Below are 13,331 nucleotides of genomic sequence, written 5' to 3'. Positions count from 1 at the left end.
AAGAAATAAAAAAATGGCGATCCCGAGAGGATTCGAACCTCTGACAACAAGCTTAGAAGGCTTGTGCTCTATCCAGCTGAGCTACGGAACCATACCGGAATATATTTTACCATATTTTTAATATTTATCATGAATTCTTTTTAAATTTATTTCCGCCTTTTTAAAATATGCATCAGTTAGTTGATTTTCGTTTATTTCAAGAATGTCTAAAAAACCTAAAATTAAGGAATACAATTTTTTTAAACTCTCTTTATTAAAATGTTTTTGAAATATTATAGAAGATTGAAAAACTTCTTGTAGTTGTAAATTAATATCTTTAGAAAAAACTTGTGGTTCAATTAAAGGTTCTAAATTTAAAAAATTAGCGCAAGAACTAAGAAAATGTATAATATCAGCTCACTCTTCCAATAATTTGTTTTTATCTATATTTTTATTGTTTTTTCAAAATTTAAATGATTGTAATTCATTTGCAAATTCAGCAATTTCAACAATTATTGCTAAAGAAATTTGTAATTTTCAGTCGAATTTGTCTTTTGACATTTTTCTTTCAATTCTAGCGTCTTCAAATTTTTTATCCAGTTCTTTTTGGAATTCAAATATTTTTACAAAATTCATATTTTTATTATACATTTTATTTTATTTTTTAAAAAAATAATGTAAAATATTTTTGTTAAAGTGATTAAAAAATAATTTTTAAAAAAATAAAAAAAATATTTTGTTTTTTTAAAAAAAATATTATAATTATTTAGTTACATTAAGCACTCGCTCGAGTGGCGGAATAGGTAGACGCAAGGGACTTAAAATCCCTCGGTAGCAATACCGTGCTGGTTCAAGTCCAGTCTCGAGCACCAGTATGCGCCCTTAGCTCAGAAGGTAGAGCAAATGGCTTTTAACCATTGGGTCAGAGGTTCGAATCCTCTAGGGCGTACCATTTCAAGAAATTGTCCAAAATACCCTTATGGGTATTTTTTTATTTTAATTGCTAATAATATTATTGATTATAGATTTGTTATAACAAAAAATATATACAGACTTTTCTTTTTTGAGAAAAAAGATTTTTTTTGTGGTAAATTATTATATAGAAAAGAGAGGTTTTGAATGTATAAATATAAAGGAAATTATGAAGATGTTTTTAAAAATGTAGACAGATTAGATTATAAACTAGCTAATAAAATTAGTAATTTAGGAATTAGCAAAAAAAATAATTTTTTTTACTTTAGATTTTGAATTCCAGATGTTGAAGAAGTTTATATAGATATTTTTGCCAAAGATGATAAAATGCAAAGACTAGCAACATATAGTTTTAAGCAATATAATGATTTATGAACAGTAAAAGTTTCTGAAATTTATGAAGGTTACTATTATTTATTTAAGGTAAAGAGAAAGAAAAATTTCCCTTTTGAATATGTTATAGATCCATATTCAAAAGCTTTTGCGCCATTTGATTGAGAAGGAAAAACTAATAAAATCCCTTTATCTGTTATTGTAGACTGAGAAAAAATATTAACAAAAGATATTCCTAATATCCCTTTAAAAAGTAAATGAGATAATGGAGTTGATCCTTTGATATATGAATTACATATCAGAGATTTTACTTCTTTATTAGATCAAAAAAACTTCCAAAACAGATTAGGAACATTTAATGCGGCACTAGAAAACAATATTTTTAAATACTTAAAAGATTTAAATATTACTCATTTACAATTATTACCAATTCAATCTATTTATACTTTAAATGATAAAAAATTAAAAATTTTAAATAAAGGTCAAGGTTCAGGGTGAACCACTAATTATAATTGAGGCTATGACCCTCTAAACTATTTTTCAATTGCTGGATGATATTCATCCGATCCTACAGAAGGAAGTATTAGAATTAGAGAATTTAAAAATTTTGTAAATGAAGCTCATAAAAATGGCATAGGTATCATTATGGATGTTGTGTTTAACCACATGATGACTAATCAACTATTTGAATCTATAGCGCCTAATTATTATTTTAGAAATAATAGTGAAATAACTCCAGTTTCCGATCCTGCTATTAATTCTGAAGCTAGAATGGTAAGAAAAATGATAATTGATTCTTTAGTTTATTTTGCAAAATATTTTGGAGTAGATGGTTTTAGATTTGATTTGTCCACATTCACCGATAAAGACACCTTATTATTGGCGCACAAAGAATTGAAAAAGATAAATAAAAATATTATTTTACATGGTGAAGCATGACCTTTTAGTGATTTAGATTTTGAAAATTCTTTTACTAAAGGAACAAATGATAATGATATAAAATTTGCTTATTTTAATGATACTATTAGAAATTCTATTAAAGGTTCTGATAGTATTGAAGAAAATCAAAAAGGGTTAATTCAAGGTAATTATGACAATTATGGAGATTTTTTAGTATCTATAGTTGGAAATGTGAAAGAATATAATTACCCAACAAGTGATTTCATTAAAATAAATAATTACAATGTTTTTGCTAATGAACCAAATATTTCATTACAATATGCAGCCTGTCATGATGGTTTTACTTTATGAGATAAAATAGCAGTTACTTCAGAAGAAAAATTTGAAGAAAATATCGCTTTAAATAACCAAGCTTTAATGATGCAAATAACTTCCCAAGGAAGACAATTAATTTTAGCTGGTACAGAATTATTACAAACAAAACCAACAGATTTAAGTGGTCAACATGATAATAGGTTTTTAAATATATTAAATGAGGAAAACAATTTAAGTATTGATAAAAATGAATCAGTTGTAGACAATTCTTATAAAACTACAGATTATACTAATGGAATGAAATGAAATCATTTATCAAATGATGAAATAAAAAATAAAGTTTTCGAGTTTACTAAAAAACTTTTTAAGTTTAGAAATTCTACAAACTTTTTCAGACTAAAGACAACAAAAGAAATAAATAAAAAAGTTAAATTCATATCGATTAAAAGTAATTTTGTAGTTTATTCTATAATTGATAAAAACGATAAAATTTACGTTGCACATAATTTTAATAATTTTGCAGTCAATGATTTTGACTATAAAAATCTAAAAATAAAAATAAGTTCTAGAGCTATAACAAAAGAAGAAATCAAAGAACAAATAATACCAGCACATACATCAATAATTTTTTTAGAAAAATAATTTAATAAGAAGTTGCCTTGGCAACTTTTTTCTACGCTTTTTTAGAATATTGATAAAACAACACATTTTAAGGCAGTCAAGTAAAAATATGTTATAACAAATGATAAGCATAGCATTTTCGTTTTTTTCACTATTTTTATAAAAAAAATTTTTTTTTGCATTAAAATATATTCATAAAAATGAATATTAATATTAATGATATTGAGGTTATAATGAAAGAAAATATACTAAATTGAGCAAATAAAGTTATATATCAAATTTTCCCAAGATCTTTTAAAGATTCTAATAATGACGGGAACGGAGATCTTAGAGGGATAATTTCTAAATTAGATTATTTAGAAAATCTAGGAATTGATGCAATTTGATTATGTCCTGTATATGAAACGGAATTTGCTGATGCTGGATATGATGTATTAGATTATAAAAAAATATGATCCACCTTTGGAACAATAGAAGATTTTAAATTTTTAGTAGAAGAAGCGAAAAAAAGAAATATAGAAATTATAATGGACATTGTTTTAAATCATACTTCTAATAAACATCAATGATTTTTAAAAGCAATTGAATCTGAAAAAAATAAAGAACATAATTATTATATTTGAACAGATAAACCAGGAGATGAAGAATCTATTTTTGGTGGAAGTGCTTGAGAATATGTGCCTTCATTAAATAAATACTATTTCCACTTGTTTGCTAAAGAACAAGTTGATTTAAATTGAGAATCTGATTTTACAATTGACGCAATGGTTGATGTAATAGATTTTTGATATAACCTTGGAGTAAGAGGTTTTAGACTAGATGCTATACAACACGTACACAAAGAAACAAATAATGGAAACTTTTCTCATTCATTTGGTTCTAAAATGGTTGAGTATCTTCAAAAATTTGAAAACAAAATTTACGAAACTAAAAAAGATGTATTTTTTATTGGTGAAGCTTCAGGAATTCAACCAAATACAGTGTTAAAATATGCTCAAGGAAAAGATAAAATCGCAGATAATTTTTATAATTTTGGTTCTTGATGAATTGGTTGAGGAAAAGAAACAGGAAGAAATGGTTATGATGCAAATTGAAAAATTAGTGACTTTGCAAATCCGGCTATTTTAGAATACCAAAACAATAAAGAAATTAAAAATTATATGATTACGAACTTTATGTCATCCCATGATACAGCTAGATCAATTTCTAGATGAGGAGATGAAAAATTATTTTGAGAAGAATCAGCAAAATCATTAGCTTTATATCAATTTAGTCTTAAAGGAATTCAAACAGTTCTATATGGAGAGGAAATAGGTTTAAAAAATCCAATTTTCCACTCTAGAAAAGATTTTAGAGATGTAGATGCTTTAAATGCTTATAGAATTTTTGTGGATGAAAAGAAAAAATATACTGAACAAGAAATGACAAGATTCCATAATATTAATAGTAGAGATAACTCTAGAATTCCTATGGTTTGAAATAAAAAAGAAAACTTCGGTTTTAATGAAGGTAAAAAAACTTGAATTAAAAAATCTGGATATTATTTAAATTCTTCTGTTGAAGAACAAGAAAGAAAAGAAGATTCTATATTGAACTTTTATAAAAATATAATTAAATTAAGAAAAAAATTCTCTTCAGTTTTAATTGATGGAGAAGCACAGATGGAATTATTAGAAAACGAAGTTATAAAAGTTACTAGATTTAGTAATGATCAAAAAATAGTTTCATTAATAAATCTTACTAATAAAGAAAAAACAATAGATTCATTTAATAATAGAGAAATTTTACTTAATACTTACTCTGATAAGAAAGGAATTGAAAACATTTTAAGACCTTATCAGTCTATAATGTTTTTAGAAAAATAAAATGGCAAAATTATTTTACGATACTAAAAATTTAGTTATCACACAAAAAGGATTTGATCCTTTATTAACAAAGAAAACAGAGTCTATTTTTGCTCAAGGTAATGGTTACTTAGGGATAAGAGCAGTAGATGAAGAAAGAAGTTATTTTAACAAAGAAGATTTTTTTGTTAACGGTATTTTTAACAAAGGTGATTCTACTGAAGTTTCCGAAATAGCAAATTTAGCAGATTTAATCCAAACATCGATATTTATTGATAATGAAATTTTCATGCTTAACAAAAGAATGAATTATAAAAAATCATTAGATTTAAAAAACGGTTTATTAACTAGAGAAATTTCTTTTTCTAAAAACAATAAGAAATTCGTTTTAGTATTTAAACGTTTAGTTTCTCAAAAAAATAAGAATATTTACGCTCAAACAATTGAGTTAAAACAAATTTCTGGTGATAAAACTAATGTTAAAATTATTCCGTTAATTAATGGTCAGACAACAAATCATGGAATTCAACATTTTGATGAAGGTAAAAAATTATTAGTTGGAAAATCTTTACTACAATATCAAGAACAAACTAATGAATCAAAAAGATGAGTAATTCATAACATGAAAATTAATGCTTATTCTGGTGATAAATTATTAGAAAGTGGTAATGATGATTATGTTTTAAAAATGGCTAGAAGACAAGTAGGTTATGAAATTAAAACAGAAGTTTCTACAAAAAAATCATTGAAATTAGAAAAAATAATGTCTGTGTCTACAACTGTAGATAGTGATGAACTACTTTCTTTCGAACAAGTAAAAGAAAATGCAGATAAACTAGCAAAGAAAATTGAAAAAATTGATTTTAAAGAAATCGAAAAACAAAACTCATTAGATTACTCTAAAATTTACGATCAATTTGAAGTTAAAATTGAAGGTGGAATTGATGCAAAATATGATGCACTAGCATTAAAATTCGGAATTTATCATATGAATTCCTTTGTTCCGACACACTCATCTAATATGTCCGTAGGGGCAAAAGGCCTTTCTGGAGAAGGATATCAAGGACACTGTTATTGAGATACAGAATTTTTTATCGTACCAAATTATTTATTTACAAAACCAAATGTTGCTAGAAATCTTTTAGAATATCGTTATAAAGGAATAGAAGGAGCTAGAAAAAAAGCAGCTGAAAAAAACATGATTGGTGCACAATTTCCATGAGAAATGGCTTGACCTACAGAAGGAGAAGTTACTCCTTACTGAGGTCAACCGGATGTGGTTACTGGAAAACAAGTTCCTATTGCTTCTAGAGAACAAGAAATTCACGTTCCAGGAGATGTTGCGTTTGCTGTAGATCAATATTACCAAGTTACTAAAGATTTAGATTTTATGGAACAAATGGGTTATGAAATGATTATAGATACTGCTATTTTCTGAACTTCTCGTGTTGAGAAAAAAGGAAAAGAATATCATATAAGTGACGTTATGGGACCTAATGAATATAAAGGTAATATAACAAATAATAACTTTATTAACTTAATTGCAAAAAGAAACTTAGAATTAGCAATTAACTATATTAATGAATTATCACAAGAGTCAAAAGGAAAAGAAATTTTAGAAAAAATCGCATCAAAATTACCTTATAAATGAAACTTAGATTTAATGAAAGAGGTAAGGGATAATTTAGTTCAACAATTACCTGATAAAAACAATATTATTTCTGAAAATGATGAATTTAGAAAATTACCTTTAATAGATGTTACACCTTTCCAATTATTAGGTGATGCAGGTAAAAAATTATTTAATACTACAGAAGGTCATAAAAGATTAGGATCACAATTAGTAAAACAAGCTGATGTTGTTCTTTCAACATTTGTTTTAGGTGAGCTTTTCTCTAAAGAAGTAGCAGCAGCTAATTTTGATTATTATGAACCTATCACAACACACGATTCTTCTTTAAGTCCCACAACATATGCTATTAAAGCGGTTGATTTAAGAAAAATGGATATTGCATATAAATTATTTAAATACTCTTTAAATATTGACATGGGACCAAATTTCCATTCAGCAGATGCAGGAATTCATGCAGGATCTTTAGCGGCTATTTGACAAAGTATAGTTTATGGTTATGGTGGATTTAGATTTTTAGATAAAAAAACTTTCATTTCTCCAATTCTTCCAAAAGAGTGAAAAAGATTATCTTATTCTATAACTGTTAAAGGAACTAAATTAAAAGTTGTTGTTAACCAAAAAACATTTACAATTGAAAAATTATCAGGTAATAACATTGAGGTTTTTGTAAATGAAGTTCCAACATTAATTACAAGCAAAAAATCTAAATTTGAGGTTGTAGAAAAATGATAAAAGGATTAGTATTTGATTTAGATGGAGTAATAACAGAAACTGCATCATTACACTACAAATCTTGAAAAAAAGAAGTAGCTAAAATTGGCTTAGACTTCACAGAAGAACAAAATAGTGCTTTAAAAGGTTTAAATAGAATTGATACATTGAAAGCTATTTTAAAATTATTCAATGTAAATTTAAGTGAAGAAAAAATTTTAGAAATGGCTGACAATAAAAATAAATACTACAAATCATTATTAGAAACAGATATTGATAGTAAAGATATTTTGCCTAATATTAAAGAATTTTTAGATCATGCTAAAAAACATAATTTAAAATTAGCTATTGCTTCTAGTTCTTTTAACGCTCCTTTAATTTTAAAAAAAATAGGTCTATATGATTATTTTGATTTTATAGTTGATCCAGCTACTGTTAAAAAAGGTAAACCTAATCCTGAAATATTTTTAAAAGCAACTGAAGGGTTAAAGTTAAAACCAGAAGAAGTTATTGGTTTTGAAGATGCAATTGCTGGAGTAAAAGGTTTAAAAGAAGCTAATATTAAAACTGTAGCTATAACTCACAATGAAAAAGAAAACTGAGAAATAGCGGATCTTATATTAACTTCAACAAAAGAATTAAAACTAAAAAAATTATTGGATTTATTTAACTAAAGGCTTATAGCCTTTTTTTATTATTGGTATATTTATATAGTTATTTTTAAATTCTAAATATTATTATTTTGTTCTATGAACTTTTTATTAATATGCTAATATTTTATTGGGGGTTTTCTTCACCCCCGCATTTCGTTCGTTTTTGGATGCGCTTTTTTTAGTGCATAATAAATTTTGGTATAATTACATTTATTAGAAAAAAAGTTTTTAAATAAATTTTTAGCGTCTGTTTATTTATATAGTTTTATAGATAAGCAATATTATTAAATATATAACATTAATTTAGCGCCTTTGGGCGCTTTTCTTTTAAAATATTCTATCGCTTATTTATGTGCCTTAAAATACTCTTTTTATGTGCTTCAGTGTATTAAATAATAAATTAATAGAATAATAAAAAGTCCGCGTTCTTGCGGACTTATCTTTTCTGCTCTTTTTTAGATTGTAATATGGAAAAAGCGTTGCTTTTGTTGTTGTTGGTCTTTTATTTTGTTATGTATCTTTTGGTGCTAAAGCGCTTTTTTATATTTTTATAAAAATTAAAAATAATAAAGACATCGTTATCTATTTTATTAATTTATTAAATTATAGTAAGTAAATTAATTGCTTTCGCCTTGAAAGTTAAAGTTTGCTTATTTTAATTCTTGCATTCAAGTTGGTGATTGATTTGTGTTGTGGCTGTAATGTTATAAAAATATTTTTAAAATGATAAATAAATTCTTAAAAGAATAATATAAAAGAATAATATTTAATATTTATTATAAAAGTTCATAAAAAAAGTAAAAAAATGAAAAAATTATAATAAAATATATCATGGATAATTTAAAAGAATTAGGAGTTTTATGAAATATTCTCAAAGTATTTGTGCAATTAATAGTTATACTTCATTAGAAACAATTGATGAGTTAGTAAAGAACGGAATGAAACATATTCATGTTGATTTTATGGATAGTTTTTATGTACCTAATTTTGGTGTTTCTTTTGAAGCTGCTGAATTTTTAATTAAACGATACCCAAATGTTAATTTTGATGCACACTTAATGGTTAAAAATCCTTTAAGATTAATAGAAAGATTGGTTCAAGTTGGTTTTGAAACAATTTTTTTACCTGCAAAAGAAATAAATAAAGAAGAATTTGATAAAATTTCTCAAAATTATCCAAACGTTTTTTTCGGTATTATGCTTGAAGCTAATAACGATCCAAATGATTTTAGAGACATTGTTTTAAATTCTAAAAAAATACTTTTAATGACAATAAATAAAATTGGCGGAACTGGTCAAAAATTAGATGAAAATTTATTTAAAAAGGTAGAAGAAATTAAAAAAATAAACCCAGAAATATTGATTTATTCTGACGGTGGTTTAAGACAAGAAAATACTGATTCTTTTTATAACAATAAAATCGATGTTGCTGTAGGAGGATCAATTATTTGATCATTTGAAACAATTAAAGATTTTTCAGAATGATGAAATAAAAAATATGCTTAATATTGCAGTTATAGTTTTGGGTTCTATTCTAGGACTCATTTTATTAGGTGTAATTTTATTTAGAATTTACGAAAAGATAAAAGGAAAAAGTATTGATTTTAAACAAAATAAAATTGGTCATATAAATAAAATAACAATTGAAAAATTAAAAATATTCAATTCATTTAATGATTCTTTGGTACTAACTAATATTTTAGTTAAAAACAACTTGGCTAAAAATGGTTTTTCACTTTTTTGTGGTGTTGTTATAACTAAAGAAAAAATTTATGTTTTAAGTGATTTAATATTATCAACTAAAAAAGAAAAAGTTGAAATTAACGATGAAGGTTGTTTTTTTGTTAAAGACAATAAAAAAACCAAAAAAGAACTTTGAGAAACTAGATGACTTAAAGAACAAACTAGATGATTGGAAAAGAAAACGGATCAACCAATAGAAGTTCTTATTTTAATAGATGAAACTATCGATAAACAGAACATAATAAATCATACTGACTATAGAGTTACTAATATTTATGAACTAAATGATGAAATAAAGTTGGAAAGAGAAATTAATTATAATCCAAAAAATATAGCAAATATATTTTTAAGAAATAACAAATTTAAAGGAAAAATAAATGATTAAATTTAATATTTTAGGTATATTCTTTTTTGTATTATTATTACTTTTTCAAATTTTCATTTTTTTTATATATAAAGTAAATTTAAGAATCAAGTATCAAAAATTTCACTTAATTTCTAAAGAAAAACCTTTAGAAATAATTAAAAATGATATTCAAAAAAAAGAAAAAAACAAAACATTTAATATTAGTTTAAAGGAAAACTATTTTCATAAAAAAATAGATTATAAAAAGAATATTTTTTATGTAAATGAAGAATTTTTAAATGACACAATATTTTCTTTTGTAAATTTAATTTTTTTAAAATTTTATTTAGAAGAAACAAGTGAAAAAAAAGAAAAAATAAATTTAGTATTTAAAATTGTTTTTTTAATTTCTATAACAACTTTTATAGTTTTAATGACATTGAATTTAATTTACTATAGTATTTCTTTTATTAGTATCGCAATAATAATTATTATTACAGATCTAATAATTAACCATAGAGTCCAAAAAAATATTTACATAAAAACTAAAAATTACTTTATTGAAAAATACAATGATCAATATTTAAATTTTATTTTTAGTTATTTGAAATATAAAAAATTTGATGTTTTAAATAAATATTCAACTTTTTATATCGAAGTATTTAAACAATTGATTTTGAGTTTTAAAAACTGGGGTTTAAATGAAAGATAAAAGAAGAGAAGAATTGATTGAGATCTTAAATCATAAATATGAATTAGACTTAAAGTATTTAGAAAGTTTAGATTTCAATCAATTAGAAGAAATATATTTAAAAAAAGAAAAAGAAGAATTATCATTACTTAAAAATCCAAATAAGTTTTTTTATGTTAAAGGTTTACCAGTTCCAAAAGAGGTAGAAACAAAAACATCAGAAAAAGGTGGAAAATTAATATTTGCTTTTTTTGTTTTAACTCTACTTTTGGTTTTAGTTTTATTTTTTGTACTAGCAATTATTAATTTAAAATAAGTCAAAGGGAGAAAAGATGAAGTTATTTGATGAAAATATGATGGAGTGAGTAGAGGAAAAAAAGGATTGAAAAGAAATTGTTCATAAAGGTGTTGAATTATTGGTTAAAGAAAAAAAAGCTACTTGAGAATTAGAAAATAAAATTTTAGAATCAACTAGTCAATATGGAGCTTATTACGTTTTAGAAAAAGGAATAGCTTTAGTTCATGGACCTGCTGGAGATCATTGCTTAGAAGCGGCGACATCTACTTTAATTTTAAAAGATGAAGTAGTTTTTAATAACCAAGAAGATAAAACAGCTAGAATAATTATTACCCTTTCTGCACCTGATAGTACTTCTCATATAGGATTTATTCAACAATTTGGTAATTATTTTATGAATGAAGAATTTAAACAACAAGCATTAAAAGTAGAATCAATGAGTGAATTTTTAGAATTAATAAAAAAATATGAGGTTAAATAATGAACGTTAAATGTGTTTGTGGTTCAGGTTTAGGTTCAAGTCTGCTATTAGAAATGAATGTAAAATCTGTTTTAGATAAATTAGGAGTTGAATACGACTCTGTAGAACATACAAATATTTCTTCATTTTCTAAAAATGGAGTTGATTATGTAGTTGTTGGAGCAGATGTTGCTCCAACATTAGACTTTCCAAAAGAAAGAATGATTGTTTTATTAAATATCTTATCAAAAGATGAATTAGAGCAAAAATTAAAAGAAACATTAAAAATTTAAAAATAGAAAGGATAAGAATATGGCATTTCTTAATTGAATGTTAACATTTCTTAAGGCATTTGTAGGTACACCTGCTTTATTAGTTGGTATCTTTACACTAATTGGTGCACTTGTTTTAAGAAAAAAAGCATCACAAGTTATTATTAGTACATTCAAAGTTATTGTTGGATTTCTTATTTTAGGTGGAGGAGCTGGTGTGCTGGTAGGTTCACTAAATAACTTCCAACCTGTTTTCCAACAAGTTTACAATTTAAGTGGAGTTATTCCTAACAACGATGCATTTGCAGGAGCTTTATCAAAAGCACTTCCTGAAATTGCTACATTAGGATCACTAATTATGTTAGTGGCAATGTTATTAAATATTGCTTTAGCTTTAACTTCAAGATTTAAATACGTTTATTTATCAGGACACGTTCTATACTATAGCTCATTAATGTTAGCTGCAGTTATGTACGTAGTTGGATTTGATTTTAATAATAGTGCATTAGATTTTACACTTGCACTAGTAGCGGGAGCTATTGTTCTTGCAATATATATGGTTATTTCTCCAGCTGTTCAACAAAGATACATGAGACAAATTGTTGGAACAGATGAAATAGCTTTAGGAAATACAGGAGGATTTGGTTATGCTTTATCCGGTTTAATCGGTGAAGGTATTGCTAAATTATCTAAAGGGAAAGTTCTTTCAACAGAAGAAATTAAATTCCCACAATCATTATATTTCTTTAGAAATACATTAGTGTCAATTTCATTAACTGTTTTTGTTTTCTATATGTTTGCATTTATTCCTGCAGGAATAATGTATGAACTTGGTAAAATAGAAGCAGGATCACCTGCTCATGGAGTTTTATCAAATGGTAACTGAATTATTACAATGATAGTTCAAGCATTTACTTTTACAGCCGGAGTTGAAATTATTTTAGCAGGAGTTAGATTATTTGTTGGAGAATTAGTTCCTATGTTTAAAGGAATTAGTGACAAATTAATTAAAAATGCTAGAGTAGCAGTTGACTGTCCAGTTGTATTCCCTTATGCACCAAATGCAGTTATTATTGGATTTATTTCTTCATTCTTAGCAGGTATTTTAGGAATGTTAATAACTGTTGGTTTAGGATATGGAAACTTAATTCCAGCTGTTATCTTACCAGGATTAGTTCCTCACTTCTTCTTAGGAGCAACTGCCGGAGTATTTGGAAATGTTAAAGGTGGAATTTGAGGTGCTATTGTTGGTCCATTTGTTGGAGGATTAATTATTACCTTCGTTCCTGTATTCTTTGTATTAGGAAATTGAACACCAACAACAACAAACGCATTAGGAGTATTGTTAATTTCATCAAATGCAGCAGATGCTAAAAATGTTATTACTTTAAACTGAGGAGATACTGACTACTTTATCGGATTTATTCCAGGTATTTTAGGATTAATACCACAAGCAGGAAAATGAGTAGTATTTGGTGCTTCATTAGTTGCATATATCGGATTAGTCGTTGATGGACTTTTAAAAAAATTTAAAAATAAAGAGGGAAAATTAGCTAACTAA

12 protein-coding genes and 3 tRNA genes are annotated in these 13,331 nt (G+C 25.2%); 13 read left to right on the top strand and 2 right to left on the bottom strand.

Going from position 1 to position 13,331, the window contains the following annotated elements:
• Nucleotides 1-14 precede the first annotated feature (14 nt).
• Both NX772_RS02855 and NX772_RS02850 read right to left on the bottom strand, forming a co-directional pair.
• Nucleotides 15-91 (bottom strand) — tRNA-Arg (locus NX772_RS02855).
• Between the two features lie 26 nt (nucleotides 92-117).
• Nucleotides 118-630 carry a dUTP diphosphatase gene (locus NX772_RS02850; RefSeq protein WP_051542096.1) on the bottom strand — a complete coding sequence of 171 codons (513 nt, stop codon included), beginning with the start codon at nucleotides 628-630 and terminating at the stop codon, nucleotides 118-120.
• Nucleotides 631-764: 134 nt separating this feature from the next.
• Between NX772_RS02850 and NX772_RS02845 the strand changes: the two genes are divergently transcribed.
• The 13 genes from NX772_RS02845 to NX772_RS02785 all read left to right on the top strand — a co-directional run bounded on the left by NX772_RS02845 (nucleotide 765) and on the right by NX772_RS02785 (nucleotide 13,331).
• Nucleotides 765-851 (top strand) — tRNA-Leu (locus tag NX772_RS02845).
• 4 nt (nucleotides 852-855) lie between these two features.
• Nucleotides 856-931 (top strand) — tRNA-Lys (locus NX772_RS02840).
• 167 nt (nucleotides 932-1,098) lie between these two features.
• Complete coding sequence (locus NX772_RS02835) at nucleotides 1,099-3,141, top strand: alpha-amylase family glycosyl hydrolase (RefSeq protein WP_051542128.1); 2,043 nt, start codon at nucleotides 1,099-1,101, stop codon at nucleotides 3,139-3,141.
• A 179-nt stretch (nucleotides 3,142-3,320) separates the two neighbouring features.
• Nucleotides 3,321-4,985, top strand: coding sequence for an alpha-amylase family glycosyl hydrolase (locus NX772_RS02830; protein WP_240532000.1), 1,665 nt, complete (start codon nucleotides 3,321-3,323; stop codon nucleotides 4,983-4,985).
• A gap of 1 nt (nucleotide 4,986) precedes the next feature.
• The gene (locus NX772_RS02825; protein WP_027123045.1) at nucleotides 4,987-7,329 is read left to right on the top strand and encodes a glycosyl hydrolase family 65 domain-containing protein; all 2,343 of its coding nucleotides are present in this window, start codon (nucleotides 4,987-4,989) and stop codon (nucleotides 7,327-7,329) included.
• On the top strand, nucleotides 7,323-7,982 hold the full coding sequence (gene pgmB / locus NX772_RS02820; protein WP_027123044.1) for a beta-phosphoglucomutase: 660 nt from the start codon (nucleotides 7,323-7,325) through the stop codon (nucleotides 7,980-7,982). The genes NX772_RS02825 and pgmB overlap by 7 nt, the downstream gene beginning before the upstream one ends.
• Before the next feature lie 839 nt (nucleotides 7,983-8,821).
• Nucleotides 8,822-9,466, top strand: a complete 645-nt coding sequence (locus tag NX772_RS02815; RefSeq protein ID WP_027123043.1) for a beta/alpha barrel domain-containing protein — start codon at nucleotides 8,822-8,824, stop codon at nucleotides 9,464-9,466.
• A complete protein-coding gene (locus NX772_RS02810) occupies nucleotides 9,459-10,088 on the top strand; it encodes a hypothetical protein (protein ID WP_156925603.1) in 630 nt (209 codons plus the stop codon). Before NX772_RS02815 ends, NX772_RS02810 begins: the two co-directional genes overlap by 8 nt.
• Nucleotides 10,081-10,761, top strand: coding sequence for a hypothetical protein (locus NX772_RS02805; RefSeq protein WP_027123041.1), 681 nt, complete (start codon nucleotides 10,081-10,083; stop codon nucleotides 10,759-10,761). Before NX772_RS02810 ends, NX772_RS02805 begins: the two co-directional genes overlap by 8 nt.
• Complete coding sequence (locus NX772_RS02800) at nucleotides 10,751-11,056, top strand: hypothetical protein (protein ID WP_027123040.1); 306 nt, start codon at nucleotides 10,751-10,753, stop codon at nucleotides 11,054-11,056. The genes NX772_RS02805 and NX772_RS02800 overlap by 11 nt, the downstream gene beginning before the upstream one ends.
• 16 nt (nucleotides 11,057-11,072) lie before the next feature.
• The gene (locus tag NX772_RS02795) at nucleotides 11,073-11,519 is read left to right on the top strand and encodes a PTS sugar transporter subunit IIA (RefSeq protein WP_027123039.1); all 447 of its coding nucleotides are present in this window, start codon (nucleotides 11,073-11,075) and stop codon (nucleotides 11,517-11,519) included.
• Entirely contained in the window at nucleotides 11,519-11,791 is a 273-nt protein-coding gene (locus tag NX772_RS02790; protein ID WP_027123038.1) for a PTS sugar transporter subunit IIB, read from the top strand. Before NX772_RS02795 ends, NX772_RS02790 begins: the two co-directional genes overlap by 1 nt.
• 19 nt (nucleotides 11,792-11,810) lie before the next feature.
• Nucleotides 11,811-13,331 carry a PTS sugar transporter subunit IIC gene (locus NX772_RS02785; RefSeq protein WP_259429356.1) on the top strand — a complete coding sequence of 507 codons (1,521 nt, stop codon included), beginning with the start codon at nucleotides 11,811-11,813 and terminating at the stop codon, nucleotides 13,329-13,331.

Source organism: Mesomycoplasma molare, assembly GCF_024918955.1.
In the GTDB taxonomy this organism is placed as follows: Bacteria; Bacillota_I; Bacilli_A; order Mycoplasmatales; family Metamycoplasmataceae; genus Mesomycoplasma_A; species Mesomycoplasma_A molare.
The sequence above is the reverse complement of the archived record's forward strand: the minus strand, read 5'-3'. Positions and strand labels throughout refer to the sequence as shown.